The organism is Pseudomonas sp. FP2254, assembly GCF_030687695.1.
Lineage (GTDB): Bacteria > Pseudomonadota > Gammaproteobacteria > Pseudomonadales > Pseudomonadaceae > Aquipseudomonas > Aquipseudomonas quebecensis.
In genome coordinates, this window is the sequence record NZ_CP117444.1 from 474,760 (window position 1) to 495,938 (window position 21,179).

Consider the following 21,179-nt stretch of genomic DNA (forward strand, 5'->3'; position numbering starts at 1 on the left):
GCCGCATGGGCGATAATCACATTCATAAGGCATGTTTCTGTTGGCCGGCCCAGGGCGCCAGCATAAAGCTGAACGCCAGGCCCAGGCTGACCGATAGACCGAAATTACTCACCGCCGGTGTACTCGACACCGCCAGCAGACCAAACGATAGCCATGTCGTCAGCGCCGCCAGCAGTGTACCCAGCAGGCTGACCGCCGCGCCGCCGATCTGTTCGCGCATCAGGATCGCGTAGTCGACACTGATCGCCGTCACCAGCAGCAGGCCGAACAGGCTGAACAGCGTCAGCGGCTGGCCCAGCCAACCGAGGCTGGCCAGGCTGCACAGCGCGGCCAGCAGCGGCAGTGCGACGATGCGCAAGGCACCGCCGACACCAAACGGCATGATGAGCAGCAGGACGATCAACCCGCACGACAGCAGCTTCAATTCGGCGGCGCTGATCTGCGTGGCGGCGAACACTCGGTTCAGGTCACCCAGGCGATCCACCAGTTGCACGCCCGGCAGGTCCGCCGCCTGAGCGTGCAGCAACGCCGGGTTGTTCAAGCCTTGCAGGCTGACCATCGCCGCCACGCCGCCGTCCACCGGCCCCAGCCACAGTGTGCGCCAGGGTTCGGCCAGCGGGCCCGCCAGTGCGGCGTCGATGTCTTCGGTGGGCAGCGCCTGCAGTTGTGCGATTTCCGCCTGCAGGGCACTGGCGGGCACGCCGAGGTCCAGCAGCGGCTGCCAATGCTGGGGCAGGCGGTTCAATGCGTCGCGCACCTGCTGTTGCTCGGCGGGGCGGCTGACCAATTGGTTGAGGGCCAGGTAGCCCTGTAGTTTGCCCGTGTTCACCAATTGATCCAGACGCTGGCCCAGGGTGTCCAGGCGCTCCAGCAACTGGGGCTGGTCCGGCGCGCGCACCAGAAAGAACTGGCTGGTGGGCTGGAACCCGGTGATGCGCGCCACGGCCTGGGCCTCCTGTAGCAACTGCGGCGGCGCGCCGATCCATTGGCGAATGTCGTTCTTGGTATTCAACTGCCACAGGCCGCCGGCGCAGAACAGCAGCACCAACGCCAGCAACACCGCACTGGGGACGCGCTTGAGCAACGCGGCGCGCAGCTGCCATAGGCGTTCGGCGATGCGCAACGGCCAGTGCGCCGGGCGCAGTTCGACGCCGTTGAGCAGCGCCGGCAACAGGCACACCGCCGACAGGTACGCCCCCACCAGCCCGGCGGCGGAGAACACAGCGATCTGGGTCAGTGCCGGGAACGGCGTCCAGGCCAGCGCCAGGTAGCCGATGTAACTGGTCGCCAGGCTCAGGCTCAGCCCCGGTAACGTCAGGCGCAGCGCCGGCCAGCTGCGCCACGGTTGCAGGCTCCAACTCTTGGACAAGTAGTGCAGCGGGTAATCCACCGCCACGCCGATCAGGCTCGAGCCCAGCACCAGCGTCATTACATGCATATGGCCGAACAGCGCCACACAGGCCACCGCGCCGAACAGCATGCCCACCAGTACCGGCACGAACGCCAGCAGCACGCGCCAGCGCCGGAACGCCAGCAACAGCAGCAACAGAATGCCTACGGTCGCGCCGCCGCCAACCCAGGTGATTTCGCGAGTGGCCTGTTGCTGACCGTTGGCGGCGTACAGCAGGCCGCTGGCGGCCAGCAATTGCGCGCCCTGTGCGTCGGCCTCGGCGCGGCTGGCCTGGAGCAGGTCCGCCACGCGCAGTGGCAGGTGCATATCGAAGGCGTTGCCGGTGGTGCGCGCGCGCAGCAGCACCCAACTCTTGCCGTCGGCATCGGCAATCAGCGCACCGCTGCCGATATCCAATTGCACCGCGCCACGTTGCGGTTGGCTGTTCTGGATGCGCCCCGTCAGGCCCAGCCAATCCTCCTGGCTGGGCACCAGGCTGAAGCCGGTGAAGGGGTCGAACAGCGCTTGCACACGCTGCTGGATGAAAGCGTCGGGATGCTCGATCAGTTGCGCGCGGTCCTTGGCCGACAGCATCGCCAGACGTCCGCGCAGCAGTTGCTCGCGCAGCGCCGGTAGATCGGCCTGCAGGTTCCACTGCACCTTTTCGAACAGGCCGCTGGCCTGCCAGCGTTCGCCCAATTGCCGGGCCACGGCCACCGCCTGCTGGCGGTCGGTGTGCCCCACCAGTACCAGCATCTCGCGGTTCAGCGGCTCCTGCATGCGCTGCTCGGCCTGCTGCTCCAGAGCATTCGGCGTGCTGCCGGGCACCAGCTCCATCAGGTTGGCCGACAGTGGCGCGCCGTGGCGCCACTGCCAGCCGGCCAGGGCCAGCACGGCCACCAGCAGGATCAGGAACAGGCGCGGCAGCTGGCGCTCACTGGGCAAAATCGTGTTGCTCCGCATCGCTCAAAGGTTGATCGGCGGTGCTGTCCTGCATACGCAATACGGTACTGTCGCCCTGGGTTTCCAGCAGTTCGATGGTTTGCACCAGCGCGCCACCCTCAATGTTGATCCGGGTGAACACTTGCTTGAGCAGCAGCGAGCGCGGGATCAGCGTGAGCTTCCACTGCGTGGCCTCGCCTTGCAGTTGCAGCTCGAAGTCACGTTGCAGGCCACTGCTGTCGCCTTGCAGCACGGCGAGGAACAAACGATTCTGCTCGGCGCCGGCGCTCTTGTTCGGCAGCAACTGCCAGCCATTGGCATCACGGCGCGCGATGCCTTGGGCGCTGATGCGGTAATCCTGTTGCAACGGCGTCTTGAGCAGCCATAGCAAGCCGTGGTCCTTGGCCAGGACGAAGGTGCCTTTGCTGACCAACGGCTGCGGCAGGGCGCGCAGGTGTTTTTCCTGGGTGAAGCTGCCGTGGATCACCGAGGGTTTGGCCAACTGGTCGCTGAGTTGCTGCAGGTCGAAGGCCTGGGCTTGAAGCGACAGCAGCAATGCGCCGAGGAAGGTGATCAGTTTCATGACAAGGCCCTGTCGACGGCGTCGGTGAAGACTTTGGGGGACGCCAGCTGCATCTCGCGAGTGGCGATTTCTACCGCCACCTGCACGGTGCTGGCGCGGGTCAGGCGCTCGCCGCTGGCCCGGTCGGTAATCAGGTAGTTGACCTTCAAGCGGTTCTCCCATTCCACCAGGCTGGCGCGCACATTGAGGGTCTGGCCGAACACCGCCCCCCGCACATAGCGCAGTTGCATGTCGATGACCGGCCAGGCATAGCCCGAGTCGAGCATGTGCGTGTAGTTGTGGCCGATCTTGTCCAGCAGCGCGCAGCGTGCCACTTCCAGGTATTTCACATAGTGCCCGTGCCACACCACGTGCATGGTGTCGACATCGAAAAATGGCACGAGGATCTCGGTGTCGCAGTGCAATACGCCTTGACTACGCATGCAGCCTCCAATGTTGTTCGGCGATGCGTTGCAGACACAGGCGCAGCTCGCCTTCCAGGGCGCGGTCTTCGATCACCGGTGGGAAGTCTTGGGTCAGTTCTGCGTGCATGGCCGCCAGCGCCGGTGGCAGCGGGCGCGCGTCGTCGGCCTGGGCGCGCAGCCACACCCCTTGGTTGGCGGCCAGCAGCGTGGCGGCGGCGACCTGTTCGGTCAGCTCCAGCACGCGGATCGCATCGCGGGCGGCGATGGTGCCCATGCTGACTTTGTCCTGGTTGTGGCATTCGGTGGAGCGCGAGAACACGCTGGCCGGCATGGTGTTTTTCAGCGCTTCGGCGGTCCAGGCGCTGGTGCCGATCTGCACAGCCTTGAAGCCGTGGTTGATCATCGCGCGGTCGGCCGGCGCGCCGGACAGGTTGCTCGGCAGGCCGTGGTTGTAGCGCACGTCCACCAGCAGGGCCAGTTGTCGGTCGAGCAGGTCGGCGACGTTGGCCACCAGGGTCTTGAGGCTGTCCATGGCGAAGGCGATATGCCCGCCGTAAAAATGCCCACCGTGCAGTACGCGTTCCTCCTCGGCGTCGATGATCGGGTTGTCGTTGGCGCTGTTCAGCTCGATTTCGATAAACGAACGCAGCCAATTCAGGCTGTCGGCCAGCACGCCGAGCACATGGGGAGCGCAGCGCAGCGAATAGCGATCCTGCAAGCGGTGCAGCGGCGCGGTGGGTGCATCAATCGCCAAGTCCTTGCGCAGCCAGGCGGCGACTTGCATCTGCCCCGGGTGCGGCTTGGCGGCGAACAGGCGCTCGTCGAAGTGTTCGGGGTTGCCTTGCAGCGCCACCACGTTCAGCGCGGTAATGCGCGTGACCAGTTGCAGCAGATAGTCGGCGCGGGCAAACGCCAGGCAGGCCAGGCCGGTCATCACGGCGGTGCCGTTCATCAAGGCCAGGGCTTCCTTGGGGCGCAGCACCAGCGGTTGCCAACCCAGTTCGCGATGCACATCGGCGGCCGCGCGGCGTTCGCCACGGAACAGCACCTCACGCTCGCCGGACAGCGTCGCCGCCACATAGGACAGCGGCGTCAGGTCGCCGCTGGCGCCCACCGAACCTTCCTGCGGGATCAGCGGCAGCACGTCGTGTTCCAGAAACGCTTGCAGACGCTCCAGTAACTCAACGCGTACCCCGGACACGCCGTGGCACAGCGACTGCAAGCGCGCGGCCAGCACGGCGCGGGTGGCCTGGGCGTCGAGTAACTGCCCCAGGCCGCAGCCGTGGAAGGTATACAGATGACGGGGCAGGGCTTCGACGTGCTGCAGCGGCACCGCCACCACGCACGAGTCGCCGTAGCCGGTGGTCACGCCGTAGATCACGCCTTCCTTGTCCAGCAGCGAGTCGAGGAACTGCGCGCCCTTGGCGATGCGCTGGCGATAGGCCGCGTCGCTTTGCAGCTGGGTAGGTACCTGACGGTTGGCCAGGGCCAGCACGTCTTCGATGCGCAGGGGGCGTTCGCCAAAGGTTACCGGCTCAAGATGCGTCGTCATCGGTCTTCCAGAAAGGGTAAAAGTTGAACCATTGTTGGGGCGCTTCCAGGCAGAACTCGGCCAGGCGCGCGGCGTAGCGTGAGGTCCACTGGGCGATGACCTGCTCGCGGGTGCTGCGTTTCCATTCGATCGATGGCGCGAACGGTTCGATGGTCAGGCGATAACGGCCATTGTGCTTGAGGCACATCAGCAGGTTCACCGGGCAGTTGAGCAGGCCGGCCAAGAGCCAAGGGCCCTGGGGAAATGCGGCGGCGTGCCCGAGGAAATCCACGCGCACCGTGCGCCCGCCGTGCAGCGGCACGCGGTCGCCGGCAATCGCCAGCCATTCGCCTTCGTCCAGGCGCTGGCTGAGCAACAGCATGGTCGCCGGGTCCAGCTCGCTGACCTGAATCAGGCGCAAATGGGTCGCGCCGGCTTCGCCCAGCAAACGGTTGAAACGTTCAGCGTGCTTGGTGTGTACCAGCACGTTCATGGTCACTTGTTCGCCGATTTCCGCCAGGGCGCGGCACACTTCCAGATTGCCCAGGTGTGCCCCCACCAGCATCTGCCCGCGCTCGCCGCGCAATTGCCCGCGTAGTTTGGCCGGGTCGTCGATGTCGATCTGTTCGATGCGCAGCTTGCCGTTCCACACATCGAGCTTGTCGAGCAGGGCGTCGGCGAAGGCCATGAACTGGCCGAAGACTTTTCTATGGGAGGGGCGCAGTTCATCGCGCCCGCTCCACTCGGCCAGGCGCTGCTGGTACTGCCAGGCGCTCTGGCGCGCGGTGCGGCCGAACACGAAGAAGTACAACACGATGCCGTACAGCACCGGGCTCAGCAGGCGCCGGCCCAGCACTTTGGCGGCGAACGCGGTGAGTTTCATCAGCCAATAGCTGCCGCGTTCTTCGCGGTCGGCCCAGTGCTTGGTGCTGTCGCTCATGCCTGCCACCGCCGCCACAGGATCATCGGCGCGCGCACCAGCATGCCGAAGAACAGCCGCGCATGCATGGCGCTGATGCGCACGTTGTCGCGCAACAGGCGAAAGTGCGACAGGCCGTCGGCCGGGTAGTGCACCTGCGTCGGCAGCCAGCGCATGGGCTGGTTGCGCCAGGCCAGACGCACCAGGATGTCGGAATCAAAATCCATGTGCGTGCCGATGTAGGCCGAATCCATCAGGGCCAACACCGGCGCCAGCGGGTACACGCGAAAGCCGCACATCGAGTCGCGGATCTGCAGCGACAGGGTATTGATCCATACCCATACGTGGGTCAGGTAACGCGCGTACAGCCGGCCTTTGGGCACGCTTTCGTCGTATTCGGGGTAGCCGCAGATCAGCGCGTCGGGCTGGCGGCGAGAGGCGTCGATAAAGGTCTCGACTTCGCGCAGGTCGTGTTGGCCGTCGGCATCGACCTGCAAGGCATGACTGAAGCCCAGGCGCGCCGCTTCGCGAAAGCCCGCCATCACCGCGCCGCCTTTGCCCTGGTTGGTCGGCAGGGTCAGCAGGGTGACATTCTCCATCCGCGCCAGTTGCGCCAGCACCGCTGCGCAGGCCGGGCTGCTGCCATCGTCCACCAACAGGCACGGCAGGCCGCTGTTCAACAGGCTATGGACCACGGCGGGCACGGCGGCTTCGTGGTTATAGACCGGGATCAGCGCGCAGGGGTTATGCATGGGCAGGTTCCAGCAGAATGCGGCCACTGGAGCACGCGGCGACGTCGTTGCGATAGGCGAAATACAATTTGCCGCGCTCTGTGTCGAAACGCAGGTGCAGTTCGATCTGGTCGCCGGGACGTACCAGTTGCTGGAACTTGAGCACTTCCATGCCGGCAAAGGTCGGCGGCAGGTCGAGCAGTTGTCGGCCGAGGTTGAACGCCCATTCCACTTGCACCACCCCCGGCAGAACCGGTGTGACCGGAAAGTGCCCGCTGAAATACGCCAGGTCCGGCGGTACGCTCAATTGCAGCGTCCATTCGCCGTCGATTTCAACCTGTTCCAACACCTGCGGTGCCTTCGGCCGTGGCGCCATGAGCAGCGCCGCCACGTCGGCCTGGGGCAGTTTGCCTTGGGCGTTGAGTGGCAGTTGGCTCAGCAGGCGCCAGCGGCGCGGCAGGGCCAGGGCTTCGCAATGTTGGCTCAAGTGCTGGCGCAGGGTCTGGGTGACGCTGCGCCGCCCCTGATTGCGCAGGGCGTGCACACCGGCGGCGCTTAACACCACGAGGGCGCCGAGGGACGCGCGGTTTTCCTCGACCACGCCCAACCGTGTTTCGGCCACCCACGGGTGGGCCATCAACGCCTGTTCGAGCATGGGCAGGGAGATGCGTTTTTCTTCCAGTTTGACGATGCGATCCAGACGCCCCAGCAGCTCGAAGCGGCCATCGGCATGCAGGCGCGCGGCGTCGGCGGTCTGTTCGATATGCCCGGCCGGCAGGTACGGCGAAGCGATGCGCAGGGCGCCGTCGGCGTCCTGGCTCAGGTGCACATCGGCAAACGGCTGCCAGGGTTGATTGCCCTGGCGCCAGGCAATGCCGCCGGTTTCCGAGCTGCCGAGGATTTCCGTCGGCCATTGCTGCAGGCGTTCATACAGACTGCCGGCGGCTTCCATCGGCAACGCGCCGCCGGAGGAGAACACGCGCGCTACCTGGCTCAGCGCCGGCCAGTCAAGGTTGTCGCCCATGCGCTTGAGCAGCGCCGGGCTGGCCACCCAGGCAAACCGTGTGTGTTCGCGGCTGGCGCGCTGTAAATCTTCGGGGAAGGCCAGTTGCTGACGTACAAACGTGCGACCGGCACACAGCGGCCACAGCACACGGAACAGCAAGCCGTAGATATGCTGCGTGGCGACACTGCCGATGATGCAGGCACCGTCGAGGTCGGCGCCCCATAGGGTTTCCAGGGCCTGCACTTCGTTGGCCAACTGGCGCAGGGTCTTGTCGATGCGCTTGGGTTCGCCGCTGGAGCCGGAGGTGCACAGGCTCAGTTGGCAGGTGTCCAGGTCCAGCGCGGCCGGGTTCAGGGGCGACTGATACACGGCGTCAAGGTCAGCGGCCTCGGTCAGCCAGGCATCCACGCATTCGTCCCAGCGTTGACGGGTCTGGGGTTGCAGGTCGGCGGGCAGCAGCACGCTGACCCCGGCACGCCAGGCGCCCAGCAGGGCGATCGCCAGCAGGCCGGCATCTTCCAGGTGTACGGCCAGGCGCTGGATGCCACGGCGTTGCAGCCCGGCGGCCAGGCACAGGGCCTGGTCGCGCAGTTGGGCGTGATTCAGGTTGGCGCACACCGAACGCTGCGCCACCGGCTCAAGCAACAGATGCTCAAGGTTCAACCAATTCATATGCGGCCCCGCACCCTTTGTCGTACCAGCCATTCCACGGCAAACAGCAGCCCCATCAGCCCGTAGGCGATCAGGCCGTTGTACAACGTCCACCAGCTCAGCGGTGCCCACAAGGTGAGGGCGGCCGCGAGCAGGCCATTAACCAAGAAAAAGACACTCCAGACCACGGTGACCTGGCGCGTGTACACGATGGCTTCGGGTGGCAGCTCCGGTTCCGTCATGCGCGCCAGGCGTTCAACAATCGGCGGGCCGTATTTCAGGCTCAAGCCGAACAGCGTGAGCATGAACGCGCTGACCAGGCTCGGGTACCAGCGCAGCAGCTGCGGGTTGTCGAACCAGGCCAGCAGCAGGCAGAACACGATCACCGCCACCGCCATCCAGCGGCTGCCGGGTCTGCGCGCGGCGGTGAGCGCCCGCAACAGCCACAGGCCGCCCAGCAGCAGGCCGAATTGCCACGGCGCAAAATGCTCGGTGCCGTAATACACCGCGAAGGGGTACAACAGCCCCGCCAGCAACAGGCCAAGGCCGATCAGCCGGCTCATGCGGCCGGTTGGACCAGACGGTACACCGCCTCAACCACATCGTTCACAGTGCGCACGGCCTTGAATTCCTCGGCGGCGATCTTCTTGCCGGTCTGGCGTTTGATATGGTCGATCAGGTCCACCGCATCGATGCTGTCGATTTCCAGGTCCTGATACAGGTTGGCGTCGAGGGTGACGCGCTCCGGGGGCAGTTCAAACAGTTCCACCAAGGCATCGCGCAGGGTGTTGAAAATTTCGTCACGAGTTTGCATGGTCCGGTCTCAAGCTGCCTGTCTGGCCGTGACGAACGCCGCAAGGCTGGCCACGTTGGTGAAGTGATTGCGGGTGTCCTTGGCGTCGGCATCGATCTTGATACCGTACGTTTTCTGGATCGCCAGGCCCAGTTCCAGGGCGTCTACCGAATCCAGGCCCAGGCCTTCGCCGAACAGGGTTTGATCGCTGCCGATGTCGTCGGCGCTGATGTCCTCCAGGCCCAGGGCCTCGATTATCAGCATCTTTATGTCGTGCTCAAGGCTACGTTGGTCGCTCATCTTCGGCGAGCTCCTTAGTGAAATAGTGATGCAGGTAATCGTTGAGCTTGCGTGAAGCCTGGGGCGCGGGCCCCAGAGTTGCGAACGCCTGTGGTTCTATATCGGCCCCGACCCGCAAACTGAAGTGCACGCGGCGTTTGGGGATGCGATACCAGGGTTCGGCCTTGGTCAGGGTGGTGGGGCTGACTTTGATCACGACGGGGGTGATGATTGTCGCACCTCGCAGGGCAATGGCGGCGCCCCCGCGATGAAAGGCCGGCGCAGCGCCGGGCGTGGTGCGGGTGCCTTCGGGGAAGATGATCAGGGTTTGCCCGCTTTGCAGGGCGCCGGCGGCGGCGTCGAGCATCTCGGCGCTGCCGTCGTTGCTGATATATCCGGCGTCGCGTACCGGCCCGCGGGTAAAGGGGTTCTGCCACAGGCTCTGCTTGACCACACAATTGGCCTGGCGTACCAGGCCGATCAGGAACACCACATCGATCAGCGAAGGGTGATTGGCAATGATCATCTGGCCGGGGCGACCGAGTTTTTCGGCGCCTTCGACGCTGTAGGTCAGCACGCCGGCGCGTTGCATCAGACCAATGAAGAACCAGAACAGCCAACTGATCATGTGCCGCGCACGACCTCGATGCCGGGCCGCGCTGCCCGGCAGGCAACTGAGCAGGGGAAACACCAGCAGGCGCAGGCACAGCCCGCCGACACCGAACAGGGCGAAACTGGCGGCCGTGGCGCACAGGCGCCAGTAGTAGGCGTCCCTTGGCTTGTCGGTCATGGCGTGCGTTGCCAATTCCATACGCGGTTCTTCCAGGCATGTTGGCACGCGCCCTGGTCGGTGAGCAGGGTGCGCAGCAGGTTCAGGGCGTGGGGCCACTGGGTTTGAGTGGCTTGGACAGTGCCGGTGGTGAGTTCCAGTTGCCACTCGTCGCCTGGGGTGAGCAGCAGGCCAAGCGCGTAGGGGAAGGGCACGTCATGGATCCAGCTGGCATAGGCGGCGGGCGGCTGCTCTTCGGTGATCACCAGCAACACCGCTGGTGCGCCCTCATTGAGCAACGCGGCGGCTTCGAGCAGGCCGTGTTCCAGACCGTCGCCGGCGGCGGCGAGGGCGGTCATTTCGCTGGTTTCATTGCGCAGGATCGACCACAGGCCGATCACCGCGTTGTGCACCGACAGGCTGAACTGGGTCGGCGACAATGGCTGTTCGTGGGCCAGGTCGCTGAGGATATCGAGGGTGCGCGGGGTTTCGCCGTGACGCGACACAAATACCAGCGGCAGGTCCTGCAGGCCCTCGGCCAGCGGCCAACCTACACTGAAAGCCATGCGCGCCAGGCGGCTCAGGCGTCGGCGTTGAATGGCTGGCAGAAATGACACGTCGGGAGAGGCTTCGCTTTCGGGCAGCAACACCGGGGCCTTGCACCAGGCGTGCCAGTCGTCCGCGCTCTCCAGGCCAGGGGCCCAGGCGCGCCATTGGGCGATGTTGAAGTTGATCACTGAGAAGTTATCCCGCCCCTGCGGGCTTCCATGTGCGGCATTTGGCCCCGAATACCGGGACAGGGAGCAAGCGCCGAATGGCGCGCATTATCCGGGTGCCGTGGGGTTCTAGCAAACATTGGTAAAAAAATGTTCAAGGTCGATTACAAAATCACGGGAAAGATTGACAGATTGTCCGTTGCCCAAGCGCTGGTTGGATTGTCAGACCGTTCCGAATCATTCTTGTGTGTCATACGACTGCGTTCTGTCGATGCGGCACTGCATGGATGAACGAGGTAGCTAACAGGCGCTTTTGCCCTCTACACTCGGACATTCATTGATACACGGAGGTTTTTCCATGCGGCGTGTGGTGTTCAATCAGAAAGGCGGCGTGGGTAAATCCAGCATCGCCTGCAACCTGGCGGCGGTCAGCGCCAGCGAAGGCTATCGAACCCTGTTGGTGGACCTGGATGCACAAGCCAATTCAACCCAGTACCTCACCGGCTTGACCGGCGACGACATTCCCATGGGCATCGCCGATTTTTTCAAGCAGACCCTGTCTTCCGGGCCGTTTTCCAAGAAGAACAAGGTGGATATCTACGAAACGCCGTTCGACAACCTTCACGTGATCACCGCCACCGCCGAACTGGCAGACCTGCAACCCAAACTCGAAGCCAAGCACAAGATCAACAAGCTGCGAAAGCTGCTGGATGAACTGGGCGAAGATTACGACCGGATTTACCTGGATACGCCCCCGGCATTGAATTTTTATGCGGTTTCGGCGCTGATTGCCGCTGATCGCGTGTTGATCCCCTTCGACTGTGACAGCTTCTCGCGCCAGGCCCTGTATGGCCTGCTGGCGGAAATCGAAGAATTGAAGGAAGACCACAACGAAGGGCTGGAAGTGGAAGGCATCGTGGTCAATCAGTTCCAGGCCCGCGCCAGCCTGCCGCAGCAGATGCTCGACGAGTTGATCGCCGAAGGCCTGCCGGTGCTGCCCGTGTACCTGGCCAGCTCCGTGCGCATGCGCGAATCGCACCAGGAAAGCCGGCCGCTGATCCACCTTGACCCACGGCACAAGCTGACCCAGCAATTTGTGGAGCTGCATAACCTGCTGGAAGGCACCTGAGCTCAAACGCCACACAGATCCAAGGCGGGAGGGGCTTGCCCCGATAGCGTATTGCCAGCTAACTCATTTGGAGCTGACCCTCCGCATCGGGGGGCAAGCCCCCTCCCACAGTGTCCAGCATTGTGTCGGTCCGGTTATATTCCCTGGCTACGCAACCAGCTCATTAATTGCGGCAGCGGGAACGCCCCGCTCTGGCGCGCCACTTCACGGCCGTTTTTGAACAGAATCAGACTGGGTATCGACCTAATCCCCAGTTGCGCCGACAACGGCTGGTTGGCTTCGCTGTCCAGCTTGGCCAGCCGGCACTTGCCTTCCAACTGCCCGGCCGCCTGCTCAAACACCGGCGCAAACGACTTGCACGGCCCGCACCAGTCGGCCCACACATCCACCAATAGTGGCAGATCGCCCTTGATCTGACTGGCGTAGTCGCCTTGCTTCAACTCGAAAGGCTTGCTCAGTAGCACCGCTTGCTTGCAGCGCCCGCACTTGGGCGCATCACCCAGGCGTTCGCCGGGGATGCGGTTGAGGCCGTTGCAATGGGGGCAAGGGATGACGAGAGGTTCGGACATGGTGGGCTCCTGGGATGGCCAATGGATTTTATTTGGCGCCGCCGCCGGTGTTTATCAAGGTAGCCAGCATGCGTCGACCTCTCGATTTCACGACGAACAACTGATCTCCAGATGCTTACCCCAATCCGGCGGCCGTTGCGCGTACTGTTCCATGCCGGGCTGCTCCTCAAACGGCTTGGAAAGCACCTCGTGCAGCCGCCGTACTTCGCTGTAGTCACCTGACTCGGCGGCGGTAATGGCGTTTTGCGCCAGGTAATTGCGCAGGATGTACAGCGGGTTTACCGCGTGCATCCGTCCACGACGCTGTTCTTCGCTGTAGTCCCCGTCCCGCGCTACACGGGCTTTATACAGTTCCGCCCAGGCATCGAACCCGGCCATGTCGACAAAATCATCGCGCAGCTTGGCCACCGCCAGCGCTGCCGATTCATCCCCCAGGCGGCGCCAGAACAGTGTGTAATCCACGCCGCTGTTCTGCATCAGCTTGAGCAACCGCTCGACCAGCTTCTGGTCGTCGTCCTCGGCGGTGGTCAGCCCCAATCGGCGGCGCATCAGGTCCAGGTAGTGGGCCTGGTAGTACGGCAGGTACAGGCCAAGCGCTTCCTTCAAGGCGTCCACGCTGATAAACGGCGTGAGCGCCTGGGCCAGCGCGCTGAGGTTCCACTGGCCAATCGGCACTTGGTTGCTGAAGGAATAGCGCCCTTCATGATCGGAATGGTTGCAAATGAAATGCGCGTCAAAATCATCCAGAAACGCAAACGGCCCGTAATCGAAAGTGATGCCCAGGATCGACATGTTGTCAGTGTTCATCACACCGTGGCAGAAACCATAGGCCTGCCATTTGGCGATCAGCTCGGCAGTGCGTTCGACGATTTCGCGGAACATCGCCAGGTAAGGCTCGGGCTGTTCGCGGCATTCGGGGTAGTGCAGGTTCAACACGTGTTCGGCCAGTTGCGCCTGCTGCTCGGGCTGCTTGGTGTAATAAAAATATTCGAAATGCCCGAAGCGGATGTGGCTGGGCGCCAGGCGCAGGACCATTGCGCCGCGCTCTTGCTTCTCGCGCCATACCGGCGTGTCGGAGCCGATCACGCACAGCGCGCGGCTGGTGGGAATGCCCAAGGCGTGCAGCGCTTCGGACGCCAGGAACTCGCGAATCGACGAGCGCAGGACCGCGCGGCCATCCCCCATGCGCGAGTAGGGAGTCATCCCCGCGCCCTTGAGGTGCAGGTCCCAGTGTTCGCCGGCTTCGTTGTAAACCTCGCCCAACAGCAACCCACGGCCGTCGCCGAGTTGCGGCGTGTAGCCGCCGAACTGGTGCCCGGAATACACCATCGCCCGCGGTTCGGCTTCGGCCCACAGCTTGTGGCCACCGAACAGTTCGGCAAACACCGGCGTTGCCGCTACCGCCGGGTCGAGGTCGAGCAGGCCCATGGCCGCATTGCTTGCCACCACCAGGCGTGGCTCGTCGAGGGGCTCGGGCAGAACGTGGGTTGAGAACGCGTCGCCCAAACGGGCGAAGCGGTTGTCGAAGGTCAGTTCATCGAGGGCTTTCACCGGCCATCTCCAGCAGAATGCCCCCGCATTTTGCTGGGGCTGGATGCGTTAGTCGAGTTTGCTCGGTGGCGGTTCAGGTGCATCCTGGACTTTTCCGGCGGGCGGCTCGGGTGCGTCCTGCTCCGGCGTCGAGGCGGCGATGGTCTTGCGCTCGTCCTCGACCGGCACCAGCTTATATTCCTGGCCGTGCATGTTCTTGAGGTACACCTCCATCTGCCGGAACGAGATGTTGATGTGCTGTTTCTTGAACTCACGGTTGATATAGCGGTTGACCTCGTCCAGTACCGGGTTGCGGTCGCCCAGGTCGCGCACGTGCATGCGCAGTTCGTGGTCCAGAGTGCTTTCGCCGAAGTTGAGGAAGTACACATGGGGTTCCGGATCTTTCAGAACCCGTGGGTTTTCCCTCGCGGCCTTGAGCAACAGTTCCTTCACCAGGTCCAGGTCGGAGCCGTAGTCCACGCCCAGTTTCAGCGTGACGCGGGTGATGGTGTCGGTCAGCGACCAGTTGATCAGTTGCCCGGTGATAAACGTTTTGTTCGGGACAATGATGTCCTTGCGGTCGAAGTCGGTGATGGTGGTGGCGCGGATGCGGATCTTGCTCACCGTGCCCGACAGGTTGCCGATGGTGATGGTGTCGCCGATGCGCACCGGGCGTTCGAACAGGATCATGATGCCGGAAATAAAGTTGGCAAAAATTTCCTGCATGCCGAAGCCCAGGCCCACCGACAGCGCGGCCACCAGCCATTGCAGCTTGTCCCAGCTCACGCCGAGGGTGGACAGGGTCGAAACAAAACCCACGCCGGCAATGATGTAGGACAGCAAGGTGGTGGTGGCGTAGGCGCTGCCCTGGGCCAGGTCCAGTTTGGACAGCACCAGCACTTCCAGCAGGCCGGGCAGGTTGCGCGCCAGGGCGAAGGTGATGCCAATGATGATCAGCGCACCGAGCAAGTCGCCGATGCTGATGGGCACCATGCTGATATTCGCGCCGGTGCCGCTGGTGTATTCGTACAGGGTGACGTTGTCCAGGTAGGAAAATACCGAGATCAGGTCCGACCACACCCAGTACAGGGCCGCGATGAAGCCGCCGAGCAAGGCCAGGCGGATCAGGCGCATGGACTGTTCGTTGACCTGTTCGATGTCCAGGGTCGGTTCTTCGATCACCGCTTCGCCTTCGCCGGCTTCCTTGGCAGCCTGGCGTTTGGCCAGGGCACGCGAATAAGCCAGGCGCCGCGCCGCGACACCGAGGCCGCGCACAAAGGTGGCTTCGATCACCAGCCAGAGCATCAGCAGGTAGAGGGTGTTGATCAAACGGTCGCTGAGCTTGAGAGCGGTGTAGTAGTAGCCGAAGCACACCGCGATAAACAGCGCGACGGGCAGCGCGGTGAACAACAGGCCCACGGCTTTGCGAAACAGCGAGGCTTTTTCGTGGGTCGGGCTGTAGAGCAGCAGGCGACCCAGCAGCCAGGCCATCAACGCGTAGCAGGTCAGCACCACGCCGATGCCCAGCACATCGTCGGCCAGCGCCGCCGGCTGGTGTTCGGCGATAGCTACCACCGCCACGAGTGCCAGCACCACCAACCCGAGCTTGCGCACCCAGCCTTGGAGGAATTCAACCTGGGGTTTTTCCCAGCGGAAGTGCAGTTCGGCCACGCCGCCCGGCGCCAGAATCCGGTAAGCGGTGTAGAACACCAGCCACGCCTGGGCCAGCTGCAGCAGCGCCGAACCCAGGTTGGCGTTCTGCCCTCGGGCGTCGATCTGCAGCGCGTAGCCGCACAAGGCCAGGCCCAGGGACACCGGCATGGCCAGCAGAATGTTGATCAGGATGGCCTGCGGCGTGTGCCACTGGCTGTCGCGCTTGAAGTGGCCGATGTCCAGGTGCACCTTGTTCAGGCGCTGATACAGGGCCTTGCGGCGCCACAGCAGCGCGCCGATCAACAGCAGCAATGGCAGAAACAGCAGCGGGCGCTGGATCAGGCCGTCATACAATTCGCTGACGCTGGAGGCCCAGGGCAGGGTGGTGACTTGCTTGCTCAGGTGCGCCGGCACGGTTTCCAGCCACTCAGTGTCCAGCGGCTTGTTGCTGGGGATCCAGAACATCTGTTCGTCCAGCGTGGCGCGCAGGGTGGTGGCGGTGCTGAGCAGTTGTTTCTGGTTCAGTTGCAGGGTGATGGATTCGTTCAGCAGCGCGCTTAACTCGCGGCTCAGGCGTTCGAGCAGGTCGCTGCGGGTAATCGCCAGTTCCAGCAGGGTGCGCCGCAGTTGCGGGGTCACTTCGTCCGGTGGCTGATTGGTCAGCAGGTTATCCACATAGGCACTGGGGGAGCTGATCAGCTCGCGCTGCTGGTTGACCTCGAACTGGTACAGACGAATGTTGGCGATATCGTCCGCCAGGTCGCGGTCCACCGTCAGACGCGGCAATGCCTGTTTTTGCTTATAAAGAATCTTGGAAAGCAGCAGGCTGCCCTTGAGCACGTTGATCTGCTCGTCCAGCGCCGAGTCGCTCTGGGTGACGGTGTCCAGCTGCTGCTTGGTCTGCAGGTTTTTCTGGGTCAGGTCGTTGAGGCGGTCGGTGCTTTTGAGCAGGTAGTCCGAGAGCTTCAGGTTGGCCGCGCTTTCGGTGGCCAGCAGGCTGCTGCCGCCGGCTTTCTGCGCTTCGATGGACTGCTGGGTAACGGTTTGCTGCGATTGGGCCAGGCGCTTCTGGTTGATCAGGGTTTGCAGGTCCTGGATTTCCTGCTCCAGGCGCGCGGTTTTTTCCTGGATCAGGTCGTGCTGGCTGTTGCCCAGGTCTTGCAATTGGCTGTTGCCGGCCAGTTCCTGGCGGCGCAACGGGATCAATGCGTTCAAGGCGGCGAGTTCAGCGTTCAGCTGGTTGCGCTGGTCGCCACTGAGGGCTTTGCCATTGTCCTTGCCGGTCTTGAGGATTGTATTGATCTGCTGGATGCGCGTCTGGCTGCTGCTGATTTCGGTCTGCGCCCGCTCGGGGCGGGTCTGGGCGGCGATGGTCAGGCTATTGGCGTCGGCCAGCTCTTTTTGCAGGTCGCCTTGCTGGGTGCTGCGCTGCACCAGCAGTTGTTCGAGCTGCGGCACCGGCAACGTGGCGTAGCGCTGGGCCACGGGCACGATTTTGGTGGCCTTGAGTCGGGCCAGCTCGCGCTGGTTATCGGCGGTCTCGCGTGGCGCGTTTTCCAGCTGGCGCTTGAGGTCGGCCAGGCGCTGCTCGTAATCCTGCTTGTTGCTCAGGTAAGTCAGCGTCTGCTGCAGGATCGCCTGCAACGCCTTCATGTCGGCGTCGGGCAGCTTGCGGTCGGGCAGTTTGTCCAGGGATTGCTGGATGGCGTCGGCGCTGGGAGGGTCGGCGGCGTAGACGCTGCCGACACAAAGAGTCAGGCCCAGCAGGGCAGTGGCGAGAAAAGTGCGCAGGATTGGCATAGAGACCGGTCGAGCAAGTGAAGAATCGGGGGCATTGTCGCCCCGCAGTTTAGAGGAAGAGCCCGGGGCCCGGGCGACTTCCTTCGGGGAATCTGACGCCGACTTTGCCGATCTTGTTCCCGTCCATGACCGCGACGGTCCAGATGGTGTTGTTCCACTCCACCTGGTCGCCCACCACCGGGGCGCCGCCGACTTTCTGGGTGATGAATCGGCTCAGCGGCATGTCCGGATCGATGCCGTCGAGTTTGAGGCCGTACAGCGCCGATACCGCACCCAGTTGGGCGTCGCCTTCGAGGACGAAGTCGCCGAAGAAGCGTAGGTCCAGGCCACGTTGCGGCGCCTGGCTGAACAGTTTGCCCAGGGCCGGCAGGTTGTGTTCGTGGCCGATGACACAGAGCAGATCGCCGACTTCCAGCACCGTACTACCCGACGGATGGAGCAGTTGTTGGCCACGAAACAGCGCAGCGATGCGCGTGCCTTCGGGCATTTTCAGCTCACGCAGGGCCGCGCCGATGCACCATTTTTCCGCGCCCAGGCGGTAGACGAACAACTCCCACTCGCTGGTGACGTGGACCTCGAGTGCCGCGCGGGAGATCGGCGCCGGGTCCGGCGGAACGGTGACCTTCAGCAGCTTGGCCACCCACGGCAGGCTCGTGCCCTGCACCAGCAGCGACACCAGCACGATAAAGAACGCCAGGTTGAAGTACAGCTGCGCATGGGGCAGGCCGGCCATCAGCGGGAACACCGCCAGGATGATCGGCACCGCGCCGCGCAGGCCGACCCAGGCGATGAAGGCTTTTTCGCGGCCGTGGAAGGCCTTGAACGGCAACAGGCCGACCATCACCGACAGCGGCCGCGCGAACAGGATCATCCACAGTGCCAGGCCCAGGGCCGGCAGGGCGATCGGCAGCAGATCATGGGGCGTGACCAGCAGGCCCAGCACCAGGAACATGCCGATCTGCGCCAGCCAGGCCATGCCATCGAGCATATGCAAGATGCCATGCCGGCTGCGCACCGGGCGGTTACCGATCACGAGGCCGCAGAGGTACACGGCGAGGAAGCCGCTGCCGTGGAAGGCGTTGGTCAAGGCGAAAACGAACAGGCCGCCGGCGATCACCAGGATCGGATAGAGGCCGGTGGCCAGGTTGATACGATTGACCAATTGCAGCATCAGCCAACCGCCACCCAGGCCGACCAGGCCACCGATGCCGAATTCGCGCACCAAATGTGTCAGCAGGCTCCAGTGCAGGCCGGTCTGGCCGCTGGCGAGCATGTCGATCAGGGTGACGGTGAGGAACACCGCCATCGGGTCGTTGCTGCCGGATTCGATTTCCAGGCTGGCGCTGACCCGCTCATTCAGGCCCTTGCCGCCCAGCAGTGAGAACACCGCTGCGGCGTCCGTGGAACCGACAATCGCGCCGATCAGCAAGCCTTGGATAATGTTGAGGTTGAACAGCCAGGCCGCCGCCATGCCGGTAAGGCCGGTGGTGATCAACACCCCGACCGTGGCCAGCGATAATGCCGGCCAGAGCGCCACGCGGAAACTTGCCACCCGGGTTCGCAGGCCGCCGTCGAGCAGGATCACGGCCAGTGCGAGGTTGCCCACCAGGTAGGCGGTCGGGTAGTTGTCGAAGATGATGCCGCCGCCGTCGACGCCGGCGACCATGCCCACGGCCAGGATGATCACCAGGATCGGGATGCCCAGGCGTGAAGAAAGAGAACTGACCAGAATGCTCGCACTTACCAGCAACGCGCCGATCAAGAACAGGCTGTTGATGGTCGTCGCATTCAAAGGCAGTACTCCATAAGCAGATACATAAGACGAGGCGCAAACTGACCATGCAGTCTGCGTGCCAGGGATTCTAACCTGTTGAATTGCCGCCCTGTCAAAAAGCTTTTGTGATTCACCTGAATCCAAATGAGGGAGGGGCAAGCCTCTCCCACATTTTTCAAGCCTGTGCAGGCAGTTAGAGGCGGAAGCGGCCTACCATCCCGTTCAGGTCTACCGCCAGGCGTGACAATTCGCTGCTCGCGGCGCTGGTCTGGCTGGCGCCCGTAGCCGATTGCACCGACAAATCACGAATATTCACCAGGTTGCGATCCACTTCCCGCGCCACCTGCGCCTGCTCTTCCGCCGCGCTGGCGATCACCAGGTTACGTTCGTTGATCTCGACGATTGCGCTGTTGATGGTCTCCAGGGACATCCCTGCGCCTTTGGCGATGTTCAGCGTCGATTCCGCGCGCTCGGTGCTGTTGCGCATCGAGTTCACGGCGTGTTCGGTGCCGGCCTGGATGCTGCCGATCATCCGCTCGATTTCGCTGGTGGACTGCTGCGTGCGATGGGCCAGGGCGCGGACTTCGTCGGCGACCACCGCAAATCCACGCCCGGCTTCGCCGGCACGAGCCGCTTCGATGGCGGCGTTCAGGGCCAGCAGGTTGGTCTGGTCGGCCAGGCCGCGAATCACGTCCAGCACTTTGCCGATGTCCCGCGACTCAGTGGCCAGGTCACCGATCAAGGTGGCGGTGGCCTGCACGTCGCCGCTCATGCGCTCGATGGCGCTGACGGTCTCCTGCACCAGATCGCGGCCGTCGCCGGCTGAAGCGGTGGCATTGCGTGAGGCTTCGGACGTGCTCACGGCATTGCGCGCGACTTCTTCGACGGCGCTGGTCATCTCGTTGACCGCCGTGGCGGCCTGTTCGATTTCGTTGTTCTGTCGGGTCAGGCCGCGCGCGCTTTCGTCGGTGACTGCGTTCAGTTCTTCCGCCGCCGAGGCCAACTGAGTGGCCGAGCCGGCGATACGCTGCAGGGTGTCGCGCAATTTGGTCTGCATCTTCGCCATGGCGGCGAGCAGGCGACCGGCTTCGTCGTTGCCTTCGACCTGGACCGGCTGCGTCAGGTTACCCTCGGCGATGGTCTCGGCGGCGCTCAATGCCTGGGAAATCGGCAGCGTGATGCTGCGGGTCAATAGCCAGGCGAACAGCATCGTCAACGCGGTGGCGAGCACCAGCAGGCCCACCACCAGGTCAAAGGCCAGGGTGTATTGATCCTTGGCTTCCTGATTGGTCGCCAGCGCCATGCTGTTGTTGATATCCAGCAGGCGTGTCAGCACTGCGTTGACCTGCTCCGAGTTACTCAACAGCTCAGTGTTGAGCAGGGTCCGCAACTGATCCATCTGATTGGCCTGGGACAGGCTCTTCATGCGCGCTTCGATCTGGTGGTACTGGCCGAGCAGCCGCACGTACTCATCGTAGGCAGCGCGCTCCTCGCGGCTTTCAATCAGCTTTTCGTAGGTAGCCTGGGCGGTGCGGATCTGTTGGTTGCGCAGTTCGAACGCTTCCAGGGTTTTTTGCTGCACGTCCGGTTCGCGATTGGTCAGCAGGCGGTACGACAGTACCCGCAGGCGCAGGGTCAGTTGGGTGAATTCATCCAGTGCGCGGATGCTCGGCACACTGGACAGGGTGATGTCTTGCGCGGCGGCTCGGATCTTACTCATCTGGTTCAGGGCAAACACACCGAGAAACAACATCAGTGCACCAATCAACGCGAAACCGAGGAAAGCCCTCGGCGCGATATTCATATTACGAAGCGACATGCTGAAATCCTGAAGGGGGAAAAGCGCGATCCGTGCGGCCGTGAGACGGGATGTGCATGGCTATCGGTCGTAAGACTAAAGTCTAAAGGGTGCTGTGCGTTTTTGTCGCACCTGACGAGGGGTTGGACGGATTCAGGAACCAGATGGGGGAAATGCAGTCACTAAGGCTCGAAAGCGTGGCCTGCCCCTTG

At 63.5% G+C, this 21,179-nt stretch carries 18 protein-coding genes and 1 pseudogene; 1 reads left to right on the forward strand and 18 read right to left on the reverse strand.

Annotated elements, in window-relative coordinates:
* Window positions 1–22: 22 nt before the first annotated feature.
* Genes PSH94_RS02060 through PSH94_RS02115 form a run of 12 tightly spaced genes read right to left on the reverse strand, consistent with a single transcriptional unit; the run spans window position 23 to window position 10,735 of the window.
* Entirely contained in the window at window positions 23–2,353 is a 2,331-nt protein-coding gene (locus PSH94_RS02060) for an MMPL family transporter (protein ID WP_305436284.1), read from the reverse strand.
* Window positions 2,325–2,915 carry an outer membrane lipoprotein carrier protein LolA gene (locus PSH94_RS02065; RefSeq protein ID WP_181080367.1) on the reverse strand — a complete coding sequence of 197 codons (591 nt, stop codon included), beginning with the start codon at window positions 2,913–2,915 and terminating at the stop codon, window positions 2,325–2,327. The genes PSH94_RS02060 and PSH94_RS02065 overlap by 29 nt, the downstream gene beginning before the upstream one ends.
* Window positions 2,912–3,337 (reverse strand): thioesterase family protein, encoded by a 426-nt coding sequence (locus tag PSH94_RS02070; protein WP_034095527.1) that lies wholly within the window; start codon window positions 3,335–3,337, stop codon window positions 2,912–2,914. Before PSH94_RS02070 ends, PSH94_RS02065 begins: the two co-directional genes overlap by 4 nt.
* The gene (hutH, locus tag PSH94_RS02075) at window positions 3,330–4,871 is read right to left on the reverse strand and encodes a histidine ammonia-lyase (RefSeq protein ID WP_305436287.1); all 1,542 of its coding nucleotides are present in this window, start codon (window positions 4,869–4,871) and stop codon (window positions 3,330–3,332) included. Before hutH ends, PSH94_RS02070 begins: the two co-directional genes overlap by 8 nt.
* Window positions 4,855–5,790: a glycosyl transferase gene (locus PSH94_RS02080; protein WP_305436289.1), complete on the reverse strand. Its 936-nt coding sequence runs from the start codon at window positions 5,788–5,790 to the stop codon at window positions 4,855–4,857. The genes hutH and PSH94_RS02080 overlap by 17 nt, the downstream gene beginning before the upstream one ends.
* Window positions 5,787–6,521 carry a glycosyltransferase family 2 protein gene (locus PSH94_RS02085; protein WP_285427686.1) on the reverse strand — a complete coding sequence of 245 codons (735 nt, stop codon included), beginning with the start codon at window positions 6,519–6,521 and terminating at the stop codon, window positions 5,787–5,789. The genes PSH94_RS02080 and PSH94_RS02085 overlap by 4 nt, the downstream gene beginning before the upstream one ends.
* Window positions 6,514–8,178, reverse strand: coding sequence for an acyl-CoA synthetase family protein (locus tag PSH94_RS02090; RefSeq protein ID WP_181080371.1), 1,665 nt, complete (start codon window positions 8,176–8,178; stop codon window positions 6,514–6,516). The genes PSH94_RS02085 and PSH94_RS02090 overlap by 8 nt, the downstream gene beginning before the upstream one ends.
* A complete protein-coding gene (locus PSH94_RS02095; protein ID WP_305436291.1) occupies window positions 8,175–8,720 on the reverse strand; it encodes a hypothetical protein in 546 nt (181 codons plus the stop codon). The genes PSH94_RS02090 and PSH94_RS02095 overlap by 4 nt, the downstream gene beginning before the upstream one ends.
* Window positions 8,717–8,971 (reverse strand): acyl carrier protein, encoded by a 255-nt coding sequence (locus tag PSH94_RS02100; protein WP_181080373.1) that lies wholly within the window; start codon window positions 8,969–8,971, stop codon window positions 8,717–8,719. The genes PSH94_RS02095 and PSH94_RS02100 overlap by 4 nt, the downstream gene beginning before the upstream one ends.
* Before the next feature lie 9 nt (window positions 8,972–8,980).
* Window positions 8,981–9,250 (reverse strand): phosphopantetheine-binding protein, encoded by a 270-nt coding sequence (locus tag PSH94_RS02105; protein ID WP_253510088.1) that lies wholly within the window; start codon window positions 9,248–9,250, stop codon window positions 8,981–8,983.
* The gene (locus tag PSH94_RS02110; RefSeq protein WP_305436293.1) at window positions 9,234–10,040 is read right to left on the reverse strand and encodes a 1-acyl-sn-glycerol-3-phosphate acyltransferase; all 807 of its coding nucleotides are present in this window, start codon (window positions 10,038–10,040) and stop codon (window positions 9,234–9,236) included. Before PSH94_RS02110 ends, PSH94_RS02105 begins: the two co-directional genes overlap by 17 nt.
* Entirely contained in the window at window positions 10,016–10,735 is a 720-nt protein-coding gene (locus PSH94_RS02115) for a beta-ketoacyl synthase chain length factor (RefSeq protein WP_253510092.1), read from the reverse strand. Before PSH94_RS02115 ends, PSH94_RS02110 begins: the two co-directional genes overlap by 25 nt.
* A gap of 337 nt (window positions 10,736–11,072) precedes the next feature.
* On the opposite strand from PSH94_RS02115, the gene PSH94_RS02120 reads away from it, so the two are divergent.
* Window positions 11,073–11,843: a ParA family protein gene (locus PSH94_RS02120; protein WP_181080377.1), complete on the forward strand. Its 771-nt coding sequence runs from the start codon at window positions 11,073–11,075 to the stop codon at window positions 11,841–11,843.
* 134 nt (window positions 11,844–11,977) lie between these two features.
* Here PSH94_RS02120 and trxC read toward each other — a convergent pair whose 3' ends face one another.
* The 6 genes and pseudogenes from trxC to PSH94_RS25990 all read right to left on the reverse strand — a co-directional run.
* A complete protein-coding gene (gene trxC / locus PSH94_RS02125; RefSeq protein ID WP_181080378.1) occupies window positions 11,978–12,412 on the reverse strand; it encodes a thioredoxin TrxC in 435 nt (144 codons plus the stop codon).
* Window positions 12,413–12,499: 87 nt separating this feature from the next.
* Window positions 12,500–13,963 (reverse strand): protein adenylyltransferase SelO, encoded by a 1,464-nt coding sequence (selO, locus tag PSH94_RS02130; protein ID WP_305436295.1) that lies wholly within the window; start codon window positions 13,961–13,963, stop codon window positions 12,500–12,502.
* Between the two features lie 48 nt (window positions 13,964–14,011).
* Window positions 14,012–17,395 (reverse strand): mechanosensitive channel MscK, encoded by a 3,384-nt coding sequence (mscK, locus tag PSH94_RS02135; RefSeq protein WP_181080380.1) that lies wholly within the window; start codon window positions 17,393–17,395, stop codon window positions 14,012–14,014.
* A gap of 49 nt (window positions 17,396–17,444) precedes the next feature.
* Entirely contained in the window at window positions 17,445–19,187 is a 1,743-nt protein-coding gene (locus tag PSH94_RS02140) for a potassium/proton antiporter (RefSeq protein WP_181080381.1), read from the reverse strand.
* Window positions 19,188–19,362: 175 nt separating this feature from the next.
* On the reverse strand, window positions 19,363–20,235 hold the full coding sequence (locus tag PSH94_RS25985) for a methyl-accepting chemotaxis protein (RefSeq protein ID WP_370694756.1): 873 nt from the start codon (window positions 20,233–20,235) through the stop codon (window positions 19,363–19,365).
* A gap of 30 nt (window positions 20,236–20,265) precedes the next feature.
* A pseudogene (locus tag PSH94_RS25990) lies at window positions 20,266–20,988 on the reverse strand (MCP four helix bundle domain-containing protein); the annotation flags it as partial.
* Window positions 20,989–21,179: the final 191 nt, after the last annotated feature.

Excerpts from the sequence above, each read along its gene's own strand:
- PSH94_RS02060 (WP_305436284.1), bottom strand. The coding sequence starts at position 2,353 with ATGCGGAGCAACACGATTTTGCCCAGTGAGCGCCAGCTGCCGCGCCTG.
- PSH94_RS02065 (WP_181080367.1), bottom strand. The coding sequence starts at position 2,915 with ATGAAACTGATCACCTTCCTCGGCGCATTGCTGCTGTCGCTTCAAGCC.
- PSH94_RS02070 (WP_034095527.1), bottom strand. The coding sequence starts at position 3,337 with ATGCGTAGTCAAGGCGTATTGCACTGCGACACCGAGATCCTCGTGCCA.
- hutH (WP_305436287.1), bottom strand. The coding sequence starts at position 4,871 with ATGACGACGCATCTTGAGCCGGTAACCTTTGGCGAACGCCCCCTGCGC.
- PSH94_RS02080 (WP_305436289.1), bottom strand. The coding sequence starts at position 5,790 with ATGAGCGACAGCACCAAGCACTGGGCCGACCGCGAAGAACGCGGCAGC.
- PSH94_RS02085 (WP_285427686.1), bottom strand. The coding sequence starts at position 6,521 with ATGCATAACCCCTGCGCGCTGATCCCGGTCTATAACCACGAAGCCGCC.
- PSH94_RS02090 (WP_181080371.1), bottom strand. The coding sequence starts at position 8,178 with ATGAATTGGTTGAACCTTGAGCATCTGTTGCTTGAGCCGGTGGCGCAG.
- PSH94_RS02095 (WP_305436291.1), bottom strand. The coding sequence starts at position 8,720 with ATGAGCCGGCTGATCGGCCTTGGCCTGTTGCTGGCGGGGCTGTTGTAC.
- PSH94_RS02100 (WP_181080373.1), bottom strand. The coding sequence starts at position 8,971 with ATGCAAACTCGTGACGAAATTTTCAACACCCTGCGCGATGCCTTGGTG.
- PSH94_RS02105 (WP_253510088.1), bottom strand. The coding sequence starts at position 9,250 with ATGAGCGACCAACGTAGCCTTGAGCACGACATAAAGATGCTGATAATC.
- PSH94_RS02110 (WP_305436293.1), bottom strand. The coding sequence starts at position 10,040 with ATGGAATTGGCAACGCACGCCATGACCGACAAGCCAAGGGACGCCTAC.
- PSH94_RS02120 (WP_181080377.1), top strand. The coding sequence starts at position 11,073 with ATGCGGCGTGTGGTGTTCAATCAGAAAGGCGGCGTGGGTAAATCCAGC.
- trxC (WP_181080378.1), bottom strand. The coding sequence starts at position 12,412 with ATGTCCGAACCTCTCGTCATCCCTTGCCCCCATTGCAACGGCCTCAAC.
- mscK (WP_181080380.1), bottom strand. The coding sequence starts at position 17,395 with ATGCCAATCCTGCGCACTTTTCTCGCCACTGCCCTGCTGGGCCTGACT.
- PSH94_RS25985 (WP_370694756.1), bottom strand. The coding sequence starts at position 20,235 with ATGGCGAAGATGCAGACCAAATTGCGCGACACCCTGCAGCGTATCGCC.